The organism is Arthrobacter sp. Y3224055, from assembly GCF_059090825.1.
The window spans coordinates 309,567-329,192 of record NZ_JBNHGB010000005.1 but is presented as its reverse complement, the minus strand read 5'-3'; the positions used below and the strand labels follow the sequence as shown (position 1 = coordinate 329,192).

The 19,626-nt window shown below is 68.9% G+C and carries 16 protein-coding genes; 10 read left to right on the top strand and 6 right to left on the bottom strand.

What is annotated here, in order from left to right; translation table 11 throughout:
* The first annotated feature begins 64 nt into the window (after positions 1-64).
* Together rsmI and AC5RTY_RS13845 are read left to right on the top strand one after the other, a co-directional pair.
* Entirely contained in the window at positions 65-949 is an 885-nt protein-coding gene (gene rsmI / locus AC5RTY_RS13850) for a 16S rRNA (cytidine(1402)-2'-O)-methyltransferase (RefSeq protein WP_494139691.1), read from the top strand.
* A gap of 219 nt (positions 950-1,168) precedes the next feature.
* Entirely contained in the window at positions 1,169-2,650 is a 1,482-nt protein-coding gene (locus tag AC5RTY_RS13845; RefSeq protein WP_494023665.1) for an NAD-dependent succinate-semialdehyde dehydrogenase, read from the top strand.
* Here the strand turns inward: AC5RTY_RS13845 and AC5RTY_RS13840 are convergent.
* From AC5RTY_RS13840 to AC5RTY_RS13830, 3 genes are read right to left on the bottom strand one after another with little or no spacing between them, the layout of a single operon-like run.
* Positions 2,638-5,016, bottom strand: a complete 2,379-nt coding sequence (locus AC5RTY_RS13840) for a transglutaminase TgpA family protein (RefSeq protein WP_494139690.1) — start codon at positions 5,014-5,016, stop codon at positions 2,638-2,640. The two genes, AC5RTY_RS13845 and AC5RTY_RS13840, sit on opposite strands and share 13 nt — an antisense overlap.
* On the bottom strand, positions 5,013-6,386 hold the full coding sequence (locus tag AC5RTY_RS13835) for a DUF58 domain-containing protein (protein ID WP_494139689.1): 1,374 nt from the start codon (positions 6,384-6,386) through the stop codon (positions 5,013-5,015). Before AC5RTY_RS13835 ends, AC5RTY_RS13840 begins: the two co-directional genes overlap by 4 nt.
* 5 nt (positions 6,387-6,391) lie before the next feature.
* On the bottom strand, positions 6,392-7,447 hold the full coding sequence (locus AC5RTY_RS13830) for an AAA family ATPase (RefSeq protein WP_494109931.1): 1,056 nt from the start codon (positions 7,445-7,447) through the stop codon (positions 6,392-6,394).
* 148 nt (positions 7,448-7,595) lie between these two features.
* Here AC5RTY_RS13830 and AC5RTY_RS13825 point away from each other — a divergent pair, with 148 nt between their 5' ends.
* The 5 genes from AC5RTY_RS13825 (at position 7,596) to AC5RTY_RS13805 (ending at position 13,887) form a co-directional block, all read left to right on the top strand.
* Positions 7,596-8,549 carry a TatD family hydrolase gene (locus tag AC5RTY_RS13825; RefSeq protein WP_494139688.1) on the top strand — a complete coding sequence of 318 codons (954 nt, stop codon included), beginning with the start codon at positions 7,596-7,598 and terminating at the stop codon, positions 8,547-8,549.
* Positions 8,550-8,878: 329 nt separating this feature from the next.
* Positions 8,879-9,994 (top strand): resuscitation-promoting factor, encoded by a 1,116-nt coding sequence (locus tag AC5RTY_RS13820; protein ID WP_494023670.1) that lies wholly within the window; start codon positions 8,879-8,881, stop codon positions 9,992-9,994.
* Between the two features lie 114 nt (positions 9,995-10,108).
* Positions 10,109-11,029 (top strand): 16S rRNA (adenine(1518)-N(6)/adenine(1519)-N(6))-dimethyltransferase RsmA, encoded by a 921-nt coding sequence (gene rsmA, locus AC5RTY_RS13815; RefSeq protein WP_494023671.1) that lies wholly within the window; start codon positions 10,109-10,111, stop codon positions 11,027-11,029.
* An 18-nt stretch (positions 11,030-11,047) separates the two neighbouring features.
* Positions 11,048-11,983 (top strand): 4-(cytidine 5'-diphospho)-2-C-methyl-D-erythritol kinase, encoded by a 936-nt coding sequence (locus AC5RTY_RS13810; protein ID WP_494073600.1) that lies wholly within the window; start codon positions 11,048-11,050, stop codon positions 11,981-11,983.
* A 68-nt stretch (positions 11,984-12,051) separates the two neighbouring features.
* Positions 12,052-13,887, top strand: coding sequence for an ABC-F family ATP-binding cassette domain-containing protein (locus tag AC5RTY_RS13805; RefSeq protein ID WP_494139687.1), 1,836 nt, complete (start codon positions 12,052-12,054; stop codon positions 13,885-13,887).
* 9 nt (positions 13,888-13,896) lie between these two features.
* On the opposite strand, the gene AC5RTY_RS13800 is transcribed toward AC5RTY_RS13805, so the two are convergent.
* A complete protein-coding gene (locus tag AC5RTY_RS13800; protein WP_494139686.1) occupies positions 13,897-14,397 on the bottom strand; it encodes a MarR family winged helix-turn-helix transcriptional regulator in 501 nt (166 codons plus the stop codon).
* A gap of 115 nt (positions 14,398-14,512) precedes the next feature.
* Here AC5RTY_RS13800 and AC5RTY_RS13795 point away from each other — a divergent pair, with 115 nt between their 5' ends.
* Positions 14,513-15,088, top strand: coding sequence for an NADPH-dependent FMN reductase (locus AC5RTY_RS13795; RefSeq protein WP_494001421.1), 576 nt, complete (start codon positions 14,513-14,515; stop codon positions 15,086-15,088).
* A 167-nt stretch (positions 15,089-15,255) separates the two neighbouring features.
* Entirely contained in the window at positions 15,256-16,404 is a 1,149-nt protein-coding gene (gene zapE, locus AC5RTY_RS13790; RefSeq protein WP_494139685.1) for a cell division protein ZapE, read from the top strand.
* Here the strand turns inward: zapE and AC5RTY_RS13785 are convergent.
* Entirely contained in the window at positions 16,324-17,298 is a 975-nt protein-coding gene (locus AC5RTY_RS13785) for a DMT family transporter (protein ID WP_494139684.1), read from the bottom strand. The two genes, zapE and AC5RTY_RS13785, sit on opposite strands and share 81 nt — an antisense overlap.
* Positions 17,299-17,522: 224 nt before the next feature.
* On the opposite strand from AC5RTY_RS13785, the gene AC5RTY_RS13780 reads away from it, so the two are divergent.
* Positions 17,523-19,244: an ATP-binding response regulator gene (locus tag AC5RTY_RS13780; RefSeq protein WP_494139683.1), complete on the top strand. Its 1,722-nt coding sequence runs from the start codon at positions 17,523-17,525 to the stop codon at positions 19,242-19,244.
* 80 nt (positions 19,245-19,324) lie between these two features.
* On the opposite strand, the gene AC5RTY_RS13775 is transcribed toward AC5RTY_RS13780, so the two are convergent.
* Positions 19,325-19,480, bottom strand: coding sequence for a hypothetical protein (locus tag AC5RTY_RS13775; protein ID WP_494076233.1), 156 nt, complete (start codon positions 19,478-19,480; stop codon positions 19,325-19,327).
* Positions 19,481-19,626 lie beyond the last annotated feature (146 nt).

The following is a 19,626-nucleotide window of genomic DNA, read 5'->3' as shown; positions in this document are numbered from 1 at the left end:
GCACATACCGACTCTATATAAGGCGCCGGTGAAAGAGGGCAACGCCGCAGGTAGGGTTGTCCATGTGAATGAGCAGGAACGGGGCGTCCCGGCAGCGGGGCAGCCAGGACAGATCGTGTTGGCCGGAACGCCGATCGGCAACGTCGGGGACGCCTCCCCGCGGCTGGTCGAGCTGCTCCAAACGGCCGATGTAGTCGCTGCCGAAGACACCCGCCGCCTGCACAAACTCCTGCAGCGGCTGGGTATCACGGCCGCCGGCCGGATCATCAGCTACCACGAACACAACGAGGCGACCCGTACCGCAGACCTGCTGGAGTTGGTCCGTGCCGGCAGCACCCTGGTGATGGTGACCGACGCCGGCATGCCGGCCGTCTCGGATCCCGGTTTCCGGCTGGTGGAGGCGGCCGTGGCGGAGGGCCTGCTGGTCACTGCCGTGCCCGGGCCGTCGGCCGTGCTCACGGCGCTGGCGCTGTCCGGCTTGCCCACCGACCGCTTCACCTTCGAGGGCTTCCTGCCCCGCAAGCAGGGGGAGCGCGCCGCGCGGTTGGCGGAGCTCGCCGCCGAGCGCCGGACCATGGTCTTCTTCGAGGCGCCGCACCGGCTGGCGGCCATGCTGCGGGCCCTCGACGCCGGATTCGGCCCGGGCCGGCGGGCGTCGGTCTGCCGGGAGCTGACCAAGCTGCATGAAGAAGTGCTGCGCGGTACGGTCCGGGAACTGCTGGAGTGGGCCGAAAGCCATGAGGTCCGGGGCGAAATCGCCGTGGTGGTTGCCGGCGCGACGGAAACAGCGCCCGAACAGCCCGAAGACCACGTGGACGGCGTCAACGCGCTGGTGACGCAGGGTGCCCGGCTCAAGGACGCCGTCGCCGCCGTCGCGGCCGATGCCCGGGTGAGTAAACGCGAGCTCTACGCCGCGGTCCTGGCCGCCCGTGCTCCCGGCGGGCGCTGACTCTCAGCGAAGCGGGTGCCGCCGGATGTCCTGGATGTCGTCATCTGCACGCTCCGTGACCCTCACCCGGCCGCCGGATTGGTATTGTCGATCTGCACAGTAGGTGCCGTGGAACGTAGTGCACCCTCGCATTTACACCCGTGAAGCGGAGCACCTACCGTGAAGGAAAACGGGCAACTGCGCCCACGGACACAATCCCGAACACTTGGAGGCACCGCCATGGCTGAAACCGCAGCCCGCGAAGCAGAACTGCTCGCCAAAGTACCCACCGGCCTGCTGATCAACGGCGAATGGCGCGACGCATCCGACGGCGGGACCTTCGACGTCCACGACCCCGCCACCGGCAAGGTGCTGGCCACCCTGGCCTCGGCCACCAGCGAGGACGCGCTCGCCGCCCTTGACGCCGCCGACAGCGCGCAGGCCGCTTGGGCCCGCACGGCTCCGCGCCAGCGCGCCGAGATCCTGCGCCGCGCCTTCGAGCTGGTGACCGAGCGCTCGGAGGATTTCGCCCTCCTGATGACCATGGAGATGGGCAAGCCGCTGGCCGAATCCCGCGGCGAAGTGGCCTACGGTGCCGAATTCCTGCGCTGGTTCTCGGAGGAGGCCGTCCGCGACTACGGCCGCTACCTGACCACGCCGGAGGGCAAGAACAAGATCCTGGTCCAGCGCAAGCCTGTCGGCCCCTGCCTGTTGATCACCCCGTGGAACTTCCCGCTCGCCATGGCCACCCGCAAGGTCGGTCCCGCGGTAGCGGCCGGCTGCACCATGGTGCTCAAGCCTGCCAAGCTCACCCCGCTGACCAGCCAGCTCTTCGCCCAGACCATGATCGAGGCCGGCCTCCCGGCAGGCGTGCTGAACGTGGTCTCCTCCAAGAGCGCTTCCGGCATCTCCGGGCCGCTGATGCAGGACTCCCGCCTGCGCAAGGTTTCCTTCACCGGCTCCACGCCGGTGGGCAAGCAGCTGCTCAAGGACGCGGCGGACAACGTCCTGCGGACCTCGATGGAGCTCGGCGGGAACGCCCCGTTCATCGTCTTCGAAGACGCCGACCTGGATAAGGCCGTCGAAGGCGCCATGGCGGCCAAGATGCGCAACATGGGCGAGGCCTGCACGGCCGCCAACCGCTTCCTGGTCCAGGCCTCCGTGGCCGAGGAATTCACCACCAAGTTTGCGAACGCCATGAAGGCCCTCAAGCCGGGCCGCGGCACCGAAGCGGACACCACGGTGGGCCCGCTGATCGACGGCGGCGCCCGCGACGACGTGCATGCCCTGGTGACCGCGGCAGTGGAAGCCGGAGCGTCCGTCAGCACCGGCGGCGGGCCCGTGGAAGGCGACGGCTACTTCTACCAGCCGACCGTGCTGTCCAACGTTCCGAACGACGCCGATATCCTGCAGAGCGAGATCTTCGGCCCGGTTGCCCCGGTGACCACGTTCGAAACCGAAGAGCAGGCCATCGCCCTGGCCAATGCCACCGAGTACGGCCTTGCCTCCTACATCTACTCGCGCGATGTGAACCGCATGTTCCGCGTCTCCGAGCAGATCGAGTTCGGCCTGGTCGGCTACAACGCCGGCGTCATCTCCAACGCCGCCGCCCCGTTCGGCGGAGTGAAGCAGTCCGGCATGGGCCGCGAAGGCGGCGCGGAGGGCCTGGACGAGTACACCACGGTCCAGTACATCGGCATCGCGGATCCCTACGCCCGGTAGTTCCGATCCGTCGGCCGGCCGTCCCCCAGGGGCGGCCGGCGGCGGAACAGCGACGCCGGCCACAACAGCCCGGTCAGGCGGCGCCGCCATCCGGCCCGCTCCAGGAGCCTGTCCCTGACGGTTTCCACATCGGACCACCGTGCGGCGCCGGCGCCGCCCGGTGGCGGCGCCTCCGGAGCCGCATACGCGGCCCGCTCATAGCCAGCCCGCAGCCGCGCCAGGGCAACGGAAGACTTCCCGGTGACCACGCCGGCGTCGTCGAGGCGTTGCTGGAAGGCCCGCGGTGTTTCCGTTGCCGCGGCCGGCCAGCCGAGGTCTTCCGCGGTATCCACGGCTTCCGCCCAGGTGACCAGGGCGGCACCCCCGCCGCCCCCGGCCATCGCTGCCCGGCGCCAGCCGGTCCGGCGCCGGCGCAGCACCAGCGGCAACAGGAGGACGGCCAGCACCAGGGCCGCGGCCGCCGCCGACCACAGCCGTTGCGAGAGCATGTCTTCCTCCGCCAGGCCGGAGGAGCCGGAGGCAGTGGAATCCCGGGGAGTGTCGGTGGCGGCCGGCGGCGGCCCCGCGGGCCTGAGCGGGTCGTCGTTGGGAAGCACCGGGCCGCCGGCGGGTCCGGTCTGGGCGTAGGCCGGCAACACTCCCCGCGACGGCGTGGGCTCGAAGGCGACCCAGCCGATTCCATTGAAAAAGAGTTCTGGCCAGGAATGCGCGTCCCGGGAATCGATCTCGAACTCCTCCAGCTCCCTGCCGGTATCGTCTTCAAGGACCGCACCGGTGGGACGCCCGGGCGCATAGCCGACCGCCATCCGGCTGGGAATGCCCGCGATCCGGGCCATGATCGCCATCGTGGCGGCGTAGTGGATGCAGTAGCCGGACTTTTCCTGCAGGAATGAGGCCACGACCTCGAAACCGCTCTGGTCGTAGCCGCCGTCGACCGGAGCCTGTTCCGAGTACACGAATCCGGACGTCCGCAGATACGTCTGGATGGCCATGGCCTGTTCGTACGGATTCTCCAAACCCGCCAGCACGGTCGCCGTGGTGTCTGCAATGATGTCCGGCATGTCCTCCGGTAGCTCGGAGAAGACAGGATCGACGACGGGGTTGTTCGACGGTTCCGATGCCCGCAGCGCTTCCCGGGTCAGCGCCGGCCTGACGCTGCGCACCTCGTACTCCTGGTTGGCGGTGGTGGTGCCGGACTCGCCGCGGATGTTGAGGGTGCGGGGATCCCAGCTCCACGTGCCGCGGACGCCCGTGACCCGCGCCGGAGCGTAGGGGGCCAGCAGCCAGGGGCTGGTGAAGGATGCCGTACTGATCCTCGTGGTGGTCACCTCGCCGTCTGCCAGCAGGTTCCGCACGCTGGGCACCTCGAGTTCATCGATGCCGGTGCGGCGGTGGCCGTCGAAGTCGCTCGGGCTCCAGCGCGCGCCGGTCAGGTTTTCCAGCGTGACCGAGCGCAGATAAAGCGGTTCCCCGGCATCCGTGGCGTAGGTCATCCTCCCGAAGGCCCCGGGCCGCCGGAGGTTGTCGCCCAGGCTCACCACCGGGTTGAGGCCCGTCGGCGCGCCCCAATTGAGCCTCGAGCCCTCCGGGAACAATCCGGACGTGAAGCCCGGGATGGCCAGCGGGAGCACCAGCGAAACCGCGAGACCGGCCGCCGCTATGCTCACGGCGCGGCGGATCTGCTCAACGGAGGCCAGTCGACCCCTGCCGCTGCCGCCGGCGGCAAGCCACTGCGCGCAGCCCAGCACCAGCAGGTAACCCGCCGCGGCGGCCAGGAAACCCGCCGGTCCTATACTGTTCGGCTTGATGATGGCTGGAACGATGGCCAGGCCCAGCAGGCCCAGGCCGCTGATGGCCGGCATCTGCAGCGGAACGGCCAGCGTATCCACGAGCAGGGCGATCATCCCCACACCAACGCAGGCCGCCAGCGCGATGCCGTCATTGACCAGCACCGGGGCGACCTGCGACACAACGGTGTCCCGGGCTTCCTCCAACATGGGATCAAGGGCAGCGAACGTGCCGGGCCCGGGGATCACGCCCAGGAGACCGGTCGGTGCCAGGAACATCGCCGTGACCGACATGACCAGGCCTGCCAGTCCCAGCAGAGCCCCGGCCAGCGGCGACCAGTCCAGCCGGCGGGCCAGCCCCGTGCCCGCCTCGGTGCAACAGACAGTCACGGCGGCTTGGAACAGCCAACTCCAGCCCTCCAGGACCCCGTGCAGGCTGGCGGCCGTGAGCAGGACGGCGAGTGCGACGGCGGCGCTCATCAACCATGGCGCGACGCCGGGGGAGGGCGGCCGCCCGCCGCTCCGGCCGGGTGTGTCCGGGCCGCGGAGTTCCGCCTGCTTGTCGACCGTGAGGGTCACGTGACCGCTCCTGTTCCCACCGGATCGATCCGGCCGACCAGGTCGAAGTGCGCCCAGGCCGCCGGCAGCGAGGCCTTGGGGCTGACCGCCACGGTCCGCCAGCCGCCCGCACGCAACACGTCCATCGTCGCCCGGGCCTGTTGCGGCCGGTCGGTGACGATCAGGGCGAAGGCGTGGGAGCCGAATTCGGCGGCCGGGGCCAGCAGGCGCGCTTCGCCGGCGCTGATCTGGCCCAGGACCGCGACCAACGGCCCCTTGTACTTATGTGCCGCAAGTTTGTCCATCAGCCGGTCCCCGAACGCCGGTTCTCCCGGATGCCGGTCGGACTTACGGTGGTCTTCGGCCAGCCCCAGCGCGGCCAGCCCCTCGGCGAGGTCCTGGTAGCCCGCCGGCCCGTCGAATTGCTCTTGGCCGGGCGACGGGGCCGAGGGGGACTCCAGGACTGCCGCCCGGGCATGGACGTCCAGGAACCGGACGGTGTAGTTGCGCTGCAGGAAGTCGTTGGCGGCCGAGGCCACAGCAGTCACGGCCCACTCGAAGGAGGGCGAGGTGTGCAGCAGGTCCCCGTGCGGGTCGGTGCCATCGCCGAAGGACGGCAGCAGTCCCGTGCCGTAGGCCGCGGCCCGGCGGTCCAGCACGATGGTCGCCTGCGGCGTGGTCACCGATTCCTCCTGGCGGACCATGAGCTCGCCGTGACGGGCCGTCGCCGCCCAGTGGACCCGGCGCATCGGATCGCCGTAGCGGTATTCGCGGGTCATCACGTCGTCGTCGCTGGGATTGGCCTGCCGCCGGGTGCTCGCCGTGCCGTCCGAACCCCGGGCGCCGGTTAGCGAGGTGGCCGGCAGTTCCACGGAGGACGGGGTCACCACCAACGCGCTGGTTTCGCCCAACTGGTGCCGGTGGTTGGCCAGCCCGAACGGGTCGGAAAAATCCGCGGTCACCGGCCCGATGGCGAACATCCCGCGCTTGCTGGATCGGAGCTTGTACTCATACACGCTCTCCCCGGAGCGGGACGGGTGCCGCGCCGGGAACCGGAAGGACGGGGCCTTGCCGAAGCGCAGCGGCAGCTGCTCTTCCATGTACACCAGCCCCGTCAGGCCCCCGTTGCGGCGCACCGACAACCGGACCTGGACCACGAGGCCGGTTTCGACGGCCGCGGGCCGGAACTTCCGCTCCACCGTGAATTGCGGCTTGAGGAGCACCATCGCCGCCGCGGCCAGCAGCGGCAGGCCAATCAGGAACACCGCCAGGGTCAGCAGGTCCCGGCGGCCCAGGATCTGCGCCAGCAGCAGCGCCAGCACGCCGGCCGCCAGCACGCCCCACCCGCGCAGGGTGACATACCTGGTGGGGAGCCAGCCGAACGCGTCCATGGCCGTCAGGAAGAGGCGCGGCGGGATTCGCCGCCCACGGGAACCTTGGCCAGCACGGACGCCACCACGCTGGAGGCGTCTTCGCCGGCCGTCATCGCCTTGCGGTCAAGGATCAAACGATGCGCCAGCACGGCCTCGGCAACGGAGGCCACATCGTCGGGCAGGACGAAGTCGCGGCCGTCCAGGGCCGCCGTCGCCTTCGCCGCGCGCAGCAGCTGGAGCATGGCCCGCGGGCTGGCTCCCAGCCGCAGGTGCGGGTGTTCGCGGGTGCCCCGCCCGATGTTGACCGTGTATTCCTTCACCGCCGGCGAAACGTAGACATCACGGACCATGGCCATCATGCTGCGTACCTCGCCCACTGTGACGACCGGGCGGACCCCCTCCAGCGGCGAGACGGACTGGTGGGTCTCCAGCATTTCCATCTCGGCGCGGGGATCCGGGTAGCCCATCGAGATCCGGGCCATGAAACGGTCGCGCTGGGCCTCCGGCAGCGGGTAGGTGCCCTCCATCTCGATCGGATTCTGGGTGGCGATCACCATGAAAGGCGTATCCAGCGGATAGGTGTTCCCGTCCACCGTGACCTGGTGTTCCTCCATGCACTCGAGCAACGCCGACTGGGTCTTGGCCGAGGCACGGTTGATCTCGTCGCCGATGACGATGTTCGCGAACACCGGTCCGGGGCGGAATTCGAACCGGTGCATGTCCTGGTTGTAGATCGAAACACCGGTGACGTCGGAGGGCAACAGGTCCGGCGTGAATTGGATCCGGTGCACGCTGCAGTCGATGGTCTTGGCCAGCGTCTTCGCCAGCATGGTCTTGCCGACGCCGGGCACATCCTCCAGCAGCAGGTGCCCCTGGGCCAACAGCACCGTCAGCGCCAGCCGTGCCGCCTCCGACTTGCCGTCGATGACGGTCTCGATCACGGCCCTGATCCGGCCGCAGGCGTCGTGGAACTCGGTCAGCGCGAGGCCCTCACCGGCCTCGAGGCCCTCACCCGGCCCCGAACCCGCTGGATCGGAGTGGACGGTCCCGGCCTCTGCCATGTGCTGCTGCGTGTCCATGAAGTACCTTCCGGTGTGCCTTCCCCGAGGGCCGGTTGATCCAACCCTACTTGCTGGCTGTGTGATGCGGTAGACACGCGGACCCCGCCTGGCGGGCCCGCCTCCCTTCACGGCGGAACCGGACCCGGCGCTTCAGTAGGCTGGAAACATGTCCCATCCTGCAGCCGCCGTTGCCGGCGAAACTCCTCCCGCCTACACCGCTGACAGCACCGCAGCCCGGACGACGGCGGTGCGGAGCCCCACCGAGGGGGACGGCCGGCGTCGTAATCTCAGCTATCCGCCGGCACCCGAGCCGCTGCCCGTGCCGGTGATGGACAACCACACGCACCTGGACTTCCGCGACGGACCGGTGGCGGTCACGGTCCGGCAGGCGATGGACGCCGCCGAGGCGGTCGGCGTTGCCGGTGCCGTCCAGGTGGGCTGCGACCTGGAATCCGCCCGCTTCACGCTGCAGGCCGTCGAGGCCGAGCCGAGGCTGCTGGGAGCGGTGGCCATCCACCCCAACGACGCACCCCCGCTGGCGGACGCGGGGACGCTGGAGGAGGCCCTGGCGGAGATCGAGGCGATAGCCGCGCACCCGAGGATCCGGGCGATCGGGGAGACCGGACTGGACTACTACCGGACCGGCGGCGGAGGCCGGGGCGCTCAGCAGGAATCGTTCCGCCGCCACATCGACATCGCCAAGCGGTTGGGCCTCGCCCTGCAGATCCATGACCGGGACGCGCACGACGACGTGGTCCGCGTCCTGCTCGAGGAGGGAGCCCCCGAAAAAGTTGTCTTCCACTGCTTTTCCGGGGACGCGGCGCTGGCCGGGACCTGCAACGACAACGGCTGGCACATGTCCTTCGCCGGAACCGTCACCTTCAGGAACGCCGACGGCCTGCGTGAGGCCCTGGCGGTTGCGGAACCGGCCCTGGTGCTGGCCGAGACCGACGCGCCCTTCCTGACCCCGCATCCCTACCGGGGCCGGCCGAACGCCAGCTACCTGGTGCCCTACACCATGCGCGCGATGGCCGAGGTCCTCGGGAAGGACCTGGCGGAGTTATGCACGGAGGTGGCGGAAAACACGGAGTGCGTTTACGGCTCCTGGCAGCAGGAATAACACGCGCGTAACTTCCCCCGGCCGGACCGAAAACGAGCATGCAGGGCTGCCCGAACGGGGAAGCGACGCGCAGTGCCCGGTGCCGCCCGCAGCAGGCGCCGCTTGTCGGCATGTCACGTTTCGATTACGGTAGGTAGCTAATGGCCGGGGTCGGGGAAGGCAACCGGACATTGTGACACCTGTGGCGGTAGCCGTTGGACGTTCCGTTCGTACGCCCAAACAGCCGCCGCGGGTGCAGCCTGCACTCGCACCGTGCCGTGAAAACCGGCACGTCCCACGCGCGTGTCTTAATGTCCCCGTGCCCGGAAACTGCAACAGATTCGGGAACCGTGACAAACGCACTGAAGAACCGCTGGGTGAAGATCGCCGGCCAGGTCGTCGTCATGACCGCCTTGGTCCTCGGGCTGGTGGCTTTTGTGGGCAACAACAAGTCGGTCACGCTGACCGTGGACGGGCAGGCCAGCACCGTCACCACGTTCGGTTCCACCGTTGCAGACGTTCTGGCCGAATCCGAGGTGCAGGTCGGCGAGCTCGACGACGTCACTCCTGCGGTGGGCGAAGAGATCGCCGACGGTGCCAGCATCGAAGTGGTCACCGCCAAACCCGTAGACGTGAACGTGGACGGCAAGGCCTCCACCGTGCACACCACCGCCGCCACCGTCGAGGAACTGCTGGACGAACTGGAAGTCAACGAAAAGTCGGCCCTGTCCGCCCCGTTGACTGCCGAGCTGGCCTCGGTGGGCGGCGCGGTGACGATCTCGACGCCGAAGAACGTCACCATCGCTGTCGACGGCAAGACCCGCAAGGAAGTCACCACCGCGACCACCATCGGCGACCTGCTCCAGGAACAGAAGATCAAGCTGGGCAAGGAAGACAAGCTCTCCGTTGCCGAGGCCGAGCCGGTGACCGAAGGCACCAAGGTCAAAGTGACCCGGATCGACCGCGAACGCGTGGAGGAGGCCGAGTCCGTCCCGTTCGAGACGGCCACCACGACCAACTCCGCCATGTACGAGGACGAAGAGAAGGTCACCCGGGCCGGGGAGCCCGGCGAACGCGTCAAGGTCTACGAGGTCGTCCTCACCGACGGCAAGGAAACCGACCGGAAACTCGTCAGCGAAAAGGTCACCCGCGAACCGGTCAGCCAGAAGATCACGGTGGGCACCAAGAAGCGTCCGGCCAAGGTCAACAACGCCAACGTCGGCGGGACCTGGCAGGCGCTCGCCGAATGCGAGTCCGGCGGCAACTGGTCCATCAACACCGGCAACGGCTACTCCGGCGGACTGCAGTTCAGCGCTAGCTCCTGGCTCGGCGCCGGCGGCGGCAAGTACGCGCCCTACGCCTACATGGCCACGCCCAGCGAGCAGATCGCTACCGCCGAAGTGCTGCGCAGCAACGGCGGCTGGGGCCACTGGCCGGCCTGTGCCGCCAAACTGGGACTGCTGTAAGGCATCCGCCTGCTATCCACCGGCACCGGGCCCGGGCTTCGCTGCCCGGGCCCGGTGTGCGTTAACCGGGCGGCGCCGCCACGGCCGCCGCCGGCGGCCCGATACGATGGCACAGTGACAGAACCCCAATCCGCCTCCGGTACCGACTCACGGCACGACGCCGGGGGAGCCGCGCCCGCCCCCACCCGGCCCCTGCTCGGAGCGGCCGACGTCCGCCGGCTCGCGGCCGAACTGGACGTGCGTCCCACCAAGACCCTCGGGCAAAACTTCGTGATCGACGGCAACACCATCCGTCGGATCGTGGCTGCCGCCCATGTTGTCCCCGGCGAGACAGTCTTGGAGGTCGGGCCCGGCCTGGGGTCGCTCACGCTCGGGCTGCTGGACGTGGCCGGGCACGTGGTCGCCGTCGAAATCGATCCCAAACTCGCCGCCCGCTTGGAACGCACAGCGGCCGAATGGCGTCCCGATGCCGCCGGGCGCCTGGACGTGGTGCTGGCGGACGCGCTGCGGGTCAGGGAACTGCCCAAGGCCCCGGATGCGCTGGTCGCCAACCTGCCCTATAACGTGGCGGTGCCGGTGGTGCTGCACCTGCTGGAGCACTTCCCGTCGCTGCGGCACGGACTCGTCATGGTGCAGGACGAGGTGGCCGACCGGCTCGCGGCCAAGCCCGGCTCCAAGATCTACGGTGTGCCCAGCGTCAAGGCCGCGTGGTACGGCACCATGCGCAAGGCAGGGGTGATCGGCATGAACGTGTTCTGGCCCGCACCCAAGATCGCTTCCGGGCTGGTGGAGTTCACCCGCGGGCAGCCGCCCGTGACCCGGGCCCCGCGCCATGAAGTGTTTGCCGTCATCGACGCGGCGTTCGCGCAACGCCGCAAGACGCTGCGCGCCGCGCTGGCCGGCTGGGCCGGCAGCGCCGCCCGGGCCGAGGAAGCGCTGCGGCTGGCAAACGTGGACCCCGGCGCCCGCGGAGAGGTGCTGGACATTGCCGCCTTTGCCCGCATCGCCGAGTTCAACCATCCGCTTGTCGGCTAGGAAGGTGGCGGCATCGATATGACCAGAACACGTCCCGTCCGCGTCATGGCGCCCGGAAAGATCAACGTCTCCTTCCGCGTCGGCGGCCCGCGACCGGATGGCTACCACTCGGTGGCCAGCGTCTATCTGGCGCTCTCGTTGTATGAGGAGGTCACCGCCACCGCGCGTGAGGACGATGCCATCACGGTCAGCGTGCGCAATGGGCCCGGGCTGGACTTCGATCTGGACGGCATCCCGCTGGATGCTTCCAACCTGGCGGTGCAGGCCGCCGACCTGATCCGCGAAACCTCCGGACACGCGCAGGGCGTGCACCTGGACATCACCAAGCGGGTGCCGATTGCCGGCGGCATGGGCGGCGGCTCCGCCGACGCGGCCGCCGCCCTGGTTGCGTGCAGTGCGCTTTGGAACACCGGCTACTCCCGCGACGAGCTGATCGGCCTGGCCGCCGGGCTCGGCGCAGACGTGCCGTTTGCGCTGCACGGCGGAGTGGCCGTCGGCCTGGGCGTCGGCGACCGGCTGACGCCGGCGCTGGCGCGCAGCGAAATGCACTGGGTCCTGGTGCCCGCCTCGTTCGGTTTGTCCACGCCCAAGGTCTACGCGGTGGCCGACGACCTGCGCGCCCGCCGCGGCCACGTCCCGGTCGAACCCGAGCAGGTGGACCCGGCGATCCTGCAGGCAATGCAGTCCGGCGACGTCCACCAGCTGGCCGGCTGCCTGCATAACGACCTGCAGGAGGCCGCCATCGAGCTGGCCCCCGAACTGGCCGATATCCTTGAACTGGGCGAGGCCGAAGGCGCGCTGGCGGGCTTGGTATCCGGGTCCGGGCCGACGGTAGCCTTCCTGACCGCCGGACGGCGCGAGGCGGCCGAGCTGGGGCAGCGGCTCGCGGATGTCGCCGGCGTGGTTGCCCTGCCGGTCCGCGGACCGGTGCACGGCGCCCGCATCATGGCCTGACCGCCGGGCCCCGCCCCTGGAACGCAGCGGCGCGTCCGCCTCCACCAACGCAACAGAAAGCAGCATCCTTGGTCCACCTGCTCGGCGCAGAAAACGTCAGCGTCTCCTTTGCCACCCGCACCATCCTGGACTCGGTGTCCCTCGGCCTGAACGAAGGGGACCGGATCGGCATGGTGGGGCGCAATGGCGACGGCAAGTCCACCCTGATGCGGCTGCTGGCGCACCGCGCCACGCCCGACGACGGCCGGGTCACCAAGCGCGGCGACGTCAACGTGGGCTACCTGGACCAGCAGGACGTGCTGGACGGAGACCTGCCGGTCGGCGTGGCGATCGTCGGCGAAGCGGCCGAGCACGAGTGGGCCTCCAACCCGCAGATCCGCCAAATCATGAACGGCCTCGTCGGCGACGTCGACTGGCAGGCGACGGTGTCGTCCTTGTCCGGCGGGCAGCGCCGCCGGGTCGCCCTCGCCAAGCTGCTGATCGAGCCCCATGACGTGATCATGCTCGACGAGCCGACCAACCACCTCGACGTCGAGGGGGTCGCCTGGCTGGCCCGGCACTTGCAGACGCGGTGGCGCCCCACCGAGGGGGCCTTCCTGGTGGTCACCCACGACCGGTGGTTCCTGGACGAAGTGTGTACCCGGACCTGGGAGGTCCACGACGGCACCGTCGACCCGTTCGACGGCGGGTACGCCGCCTACGTGCTGGCCCGTGCGGAACGCGACCGGACGGCGGCCGTCGTCGAAGGCAAGCGGCAGCAGCTGGTGAAAAAGGAGCTCGCCTGGCTGCGCCGCGGTGCTCCCGCCAGGACCGCGAAGCCGAAGTTCCGGATTGAAGCGGCCAACGAGCTGATCGCCGACGTGCCCGAGCCCCGGGACGCGGTGGCCCTGAACAAGATGGCCACCGCCCGGCTCGGCAAGGACGTGCTGGACCTGGAGCAGGTTTCCTACACCCCGCCGGCCCGGCCCACGGACGGCGACGGCGGGCCCGCCGCGCTGTTCGACAACATCACGCTGCGGCTGGCACCGGGGGAACGGCTCGGCTTGGTCGGCGTCAACGGGGCGGGCAAGACCACCCTGCTGCGGTTGCTGAACGGCGAGATCCAGCCCACGGCCGGCAAGGTCAAGCGCGGCAAGACGGTGCAGACGGCCATGCTCACGCAGGAAGTCCGCGAACTCGACGATGTCATGGACCTCCGCGTGGTGGAGGTGATCCAGCGCGAACGCCAGGTCTTCAACATCGGCGGACGCGAGGTTTCCGCCAGCCAGCTGGTGGAACAGCTCGGCTTTTCCAAGGAGAAGCAGTGGACGCCGGTGCGCGACCTGTCCGGCGGGGAACGGCGGCGGCTGCAGCTGCTGCGGCTGCTGGTCGGGGAACCGAACGTGCTGATGCTGGACGAGCCCACCAACGACCTGGATACGGACACGCTGGCGGCCGTGGAGGACGTGCTCGACGGCTGGCCGGGCACGCTCGTGGTCGTCTCCCACGACCGCTACTTGCTGGAACGGGTGACCGACCACCAGGTGGCGCTGCTGGGCGACGGCAAGCTCCGCGGGCTGCCCGGGGGAGTGGACCAGTACCTCGAGCTCCGCGAAGCGGCGCTCGCCGGCAGGCCCGCGCCGTCCCCGGCCGGCGCAGGCGCCGCCGCCGCACCATCCTCCGGCGCCGTGCACAGCGAAGCCGACAAGCGCCAGGCCAAGAAGGACCTCAACCGGATCGAGCGCCAACTGGGCAAACTGGGCCAGCAGGAGGACAAGCTCAAGGAGCAGATGCACGCGGCAGGTGCCAAGTCCGACGTCGACTTCGCCGGGCTGGCGGAGATGAACCGCAAGCTGCAGGAAATCGCCGAGGAGAAGGAAGGCCTGGAGATGGAGTGGCTGGAGGTCTCCGAAATCCTGGAGTGATCCCTCGGCTCAGGACGACCTGCCGCTGTTCCCCCAGAGGCCCGCGTCGCGGATGGACCGCTGGATCTTGGCGGTTGCCGAGAGCAGCGCCTCGCGCTCCGCGGCCGAGAGCGGATCGAAGACGTTCTGGCGGACGAAGCTGACGTGGCCGGGGGCGGCCTGCCGGATGGCATCCCAGCCGGCGTCGGTCATCGAGATGTTGAAACCCCGCGCATCCGTGGCACACGCCACCCGCTCCACCAGCCCGCGGGCTTCCATCCGCTTGAGCAGGTGGGACAGCCGGCTGCGCTCCCAGTCCAGCTGCTGCGCGATGTCCCGGGCCCGCATGACGCCCTCGTCCGCCTCCGACAGGGACGCCAGGACCGAATACTCCACGCCGGACAGGTCGGAGTCGCGCAGCAGTTGGCGGTCCATGGCGGACTCGAAGCCCCACAGCAATTCCCGGAAGGCGCGCCAGATCTCTTGCTCGTGATCGTCCAGCCAGCGGGTGTCGGAGTTCACGACTGTCACTTCCTCGCCTTTGGTTGACAATTCAAGTTTCCGCCCTGCATAATTGACGTGTCAACAAAACCATGACGCGTCGACAATGTTGGCACGTCGGGACCAGACCTCGAAGGGGTTATTTATGACCAAGATCGCTATCGTTACCGGCAGCACCCGTCCGGGTCGTGTCAACAAGCAGGTTGCCGATTGGGTTCTCGCCCAGGCCGCCGGCCGCACCGACGCCGAGTTCGAGGTCGTCGACATCGCCGACTTCAACCTGCCCCTGCTGGACGAAGCTTACCCGGCCATGTACCAGAACTACCAGAACGACCACACCAAGGCGTTCTCGGCCAAGATCAGCGAGTTCGACGGCTTCATCTTCGTCACCGGCGAGTACAACCACACCGTCACGCCGGCCCTGACCAACGCCCTGTCCTACCTGAACGTCGAGTTCAACAACAAGGCCGCCGGCATCGTTTCCTACGGTTCCATGGGTGGCGCCCGTGCCGCTGAGCACCTGCGCAACATCCTGTCCGAACTGCAGATCGCCCACGTGCGCAACCAGGTCATGTTCTCGCTGTTCACCGATTTCGAGAACTTCGCCGACTTCAAGCCGACCGAGCAGAACGCCGGCACCCTGGCTCCGATGATCGACCAGCTCATCCCGTGGACCAAGGCCATGGAGTCCGTCCGCGCCGCAGCTGTCGCCGCCAACTAACCTGCGGCCCCCGGCGGCTTCGCGCCGCTTAACGCTCCGCATCGCAGGGCGCTCCGTACCTCCCGTCAGGGAAGCCGGGGCGCCCTGCGCCGTTAAAACGGGGACGGCCGGAACGGTGGCACCGGCGGGTAGGGTTTCATCGGTACCGGGAGAGGGAGGGACGCGTCGTGGACGCAGGCAACGCTGCGGCCGGCCTGCGGGGGCGGACCCCCAGCCGCCGCCGGATGCTCGACCATCTTGAGCAGGCCGCCTCGGCAGCTGGCTTCCGCCTCGACGAAGACCAGCACAGGGCCGCCCGCCTGCTCGCCGAGGCCGCCGCGCCGCTCCGCGCCGGACTGCCCGCTTTGCCGGGGATGCGCCGCGGGCTGTATCTCTGGGGTCCGGTCGGGCGGGGCAAAAGCTGGCTGGCCCGGGCATTCTTCGAGGCCGTCGACGTGCCGGACAAACAGCGCTGGCACTTCCACGACCTGTTCCGACAACTGCACGCCCTCCGCCGCGACGCGCAGGACCCGGAGGCCCGGCCGCCGGGTACCAGCGCCATCGACGTGGCCATCGACGGCTTGCTGCGCGGCTGCGCCCTGCTGGTCCTGGATGAATTCCACGTCCACGATCCGGGGGACGGCCAGTTGCTGGCCCGGCTGCTGCGTGAAATCCACCGCCGCGGCATAGTGCTGGTCACCACCTCGAACTATCCGCCCGAGCAGTTGATGCCCGGCGAGGCCTTCCATGAGCTGTTCGAGCCCACCATCGCCCTGATCCGCCGCACCATGCGCGTTGCCCCCGTCGCCGGCCCGGTCGACTACCGCACGCAGCCCGCCGGTCGCGCCGACGGCCGGTCGGACGACGGCGGTGCCCGCCCCGGGCGGTTCGGCGACGGCGCCATGGTCGTTGCCCCGGACGGTCCCGGCGACCCGCGGGTTGCCGAGGCGGGCCTTGACTGGCCGTCCGCCGCAGAGGCGCGTGAACTGCGGCCGGGGAGCTGGCCGCTGCCGGTCCTTCGGAGCACGCCGGCCGAATTGTGGTTCGATTTCCGCGACCTGTGCGAAGGGCCCACCGCCGCCTCCGACTATTTGGGCCTGCTGGCGCACGCCGCCCACTGGATCATCTCCGGTGTGCCGGCCCGGGAAGCGATCAGCATGAACGGCTGGCAGCGCTTCAGCAATATTGTGGACATCCTCTATGACGCCGACGTGCCGTTGACGGTCATCAGCGCGGAGCCGCTTGACCTGGCCCCGTCAGCCAGCCCGTCCGCCGTCGACATCTCCCGCATTGCCAGCCGGTTGGGCACCCTCGGGCGGGTGGGTGCCGCTCCCTGACTGCCGTTCCCACCGGTCGCGCCGGCGGGACAGCGCTACGCCCAGCAGGCACACCCCGCCGCCGATGACGGCCAGCACGGTGGGCGTCTCGCTCAGGAACAGCCACCCCAACACGATGGTGACCGGAGGAACAAGGTAGGACGAAACGCTCAGTTGCCCGGCCGGCATCCGGGCCAGGGCATAGGCCCAGGTGCTGAAAGCCAGGGCCGTGGGCACCAATCCCATATACACCACGCCCAAGGTCGCCGCGGCCGGGGCGGTGCGCAGTTCCGCCAAAAGGTCACCGGCAAACGGCAGCGATGAGAGTGCACCGATGCTGCAGGCCAACCAGGTGACCTGCCCGGCCGGCACGCTGCCCAGGGCCGGCTTCTGGAGCAGCACCCCGGCGGAGTACGTCAACGCCGCTGCCAGCGCCCAGAGCAGCCCGACGCCGCCGGCCGCGCCGCCACCGGTGCCGAAGCCGATCATGACGACTCCCGAGAAAGCGACTCCGGCGCCGATGGCCAGCCACCTGGGGATGCCTTCGCCCAGGAACAGCCCGGCGCCCAAGGCCGTGAGCACGGGTGCGAGATTGACGATCATGGCGGTGGTGCCGCCGTCGAGCGATTGCTCCGCGGTGTTGAGGGCGAAGTTGTAGACGCCGAACCACGACAGGCCGCAGCCGGCGATCAGCAACCACGCCCGGCGGCCCGGCCTGACCCACGGCCGCCCGAGCAACAGCAGTGCCAGTGCGGCCGAGCCGATGGCGAGCCGCATCAGGCTGAGCGGACCGGGCCCGAAATGCGGCAGCACGCCGCGGATCACGACGAAGGCACTGGCCCACGCCAGGACCGTCACGATGATGGCCGCAAGGACCGAAAGCGGGACGGCGGCGATCCGCGGGACGTGTGTCATGGTGGCAACGCTAACCCAAGCGGCAGTGCACCGGCCGGGGCCGGACCGGAATGTCTGCTTCCCGCGTCAGGTGTCGGGGCCTGCACCGGTCCTGATGAGGGACGGGTGCGCGCCGGAGGCAGGACGGAACCTCGCGTCGTACCGGTGAGAGCACTGCTACTCTTCATTCATAACGTCGGGGGGCCGGGACGACACCGGGCCGCGTTCAATGCAGGAGGAATGCAGTGCGGACCGTTGCAGGTGAGCCCGGGGCGGCAGCGCGCCCAACCGTCCTGGTCGGCGCCGTGGACCCTGCGACCCGCGGGTTCCTGCGCAGCGTCCTGAGCGATGCCGGCATATCGGTCGCTGCGTTGACTTCCGCGGCCGAGGTGTTGGCCGAGGTGCAGCGCAACCCGCCCGACATCCTTTTGGTGGACGCCGCCGATATGTCCCTGGCCGGGATGGAAGCCGTGCGACGCCTGTCGGACAGCCAGCCGGGCGCGCAGTGGCGGGTGATGCTCATGGCCACCGAGGACGAGCTGCACTTGGTGGAGCGCGGCTACGAGCTGGGCGTCTCCGACTACCTGATCAAGCCGCTGACGGCCGCCGGTGTGGTGAATCGCGTCCGCGTGACCCTCGCAAGATCGGAACACCGGCGACGGGAACGCAACGGGGTGGCCGTCCTGCGGGAGCGGATCCGGAAGGTGTCCGACGGCATTCGCAGTACGAATGACCCGGACGAAATGATCAACCTCGCGTTGCGTGGCATCGGCGAGGCCTTCGAAGCCGACCACGTCTGGGTGCGTACCCTGGCGGACGAACGCGTGCCGCATACCACCGCTCAATGGATCAGCGAATCCACCCAGGGCTCCATGCCCCACCGCAGCGACGAACAGGTGCTGGAGCTGTCCTCGGCGCTCTGGGCCAAGCACAGCGTGCTCACGTCGGCCGACGACGGCGGCATCGACATCGCCGCATATCCCCATGTGGCCGAATGGCTCGCCACCCCCCGGGGCAAATTGTCCCTGCTCGCGCCCTTGGGGCAGGGCCCGCAGGCTTTCGGCTTGCTGTGCCTGATCCGCACGGGACAGCCGCGGCCATGGTCGCCGGCCGAGATTTCACTGCTTCAGCACGTAGCCGGCAACCTGGCCCACGGTCTGATTCAGGGGCACCTGATTACAGTTCAACAACAGGTCGTGGAAAAGCTTCGCGAGCTGGACCAAGCCAAGTCGAACTTCGTGGCAACGGTCAACCATGAGCTCCGGACTCCGTTGACCTCTATCGCCGGGTACCTGGAGCTGGTGCTGGATGGAGACGCCGGTGAGGTCCCGGAATCAGTGGCGCGGATGCTGAAGATCGTGGGTCGCAATGCCGCGCGGCTCCGCGAGTTGATCGAAGACATGCTCACCCTGTCCAGGATGGATTTCCAGAGCAGCGGGTTGAAGACGGAACCGGTGGACCTGCCACGCCTCCTGCGCACGGTTTCCACCGCGCTGGAACCGGTGGCGCAGGCCAAGAACGTAAAACTGGTCGGTGAGGGTCTGGACACCCGGCTCGCCGCCGACGGCGATACCAAGATGTTGGAGCAAGTCTTCACCAACATCCTGTCCAATGCCGTCAAGTTCACGCCGCAGGACGGGGAGGTGCTGGTCACGGTCGGCCTCGGCGGCAAGAATGACGACGGCGTTCCCTGCGCCGTGGTCAAGGTCGCCGACAGCGGGATCGGCATCCCGGAAGAAGACCTGCCCCAGCTCTTCTCGCGTTTCTACCGGGCATCCAACGCCCATGCCATCCAGGGCACCGGCCTGGGCCTGGCCATCGTCAAGGGGATGGTCGACCAGCACCGCGGCGATATTTCCGTGGAGTCGAGGGTCGGCATTGGCACGACCTTCACGATTACACTGCCGCTGGATTCCGGACCGAAACAACAACCCGCCGACGCCTCGGACGCCGTCGCTGTCTCTTAAACCACCAAGGCCGTGGCACGCGTCCGAAGATGCATGCCACGGCCTCAGTCGGCGAGCGAGAATCCCGCTCTATTTACTTATTAGTGCGGCCAGTTGCCACTCTGAATGGAGAAGCCGCCATCGACAGACTTGACGGTCGTGATGGTGGTGTAGCTGCCGTCGGCGGCTGAGGCAGCCGTGGCGCCGGTAACAGCCAGAACTGCGGCAATAAGTACTGATGCCGAAAATTTCTTCATCGGGCTCCCTCTTGGTTATGCACAGTTTTGCAAATCTATGCAGCGGTGGTGACATCCACAAGTGTACATTCAGGAGTACCTAATCAGCTAGACGTTAAACGACACATCAGGGACCCTTCCCCGCCGCTGCGCGGGACACGGAATAT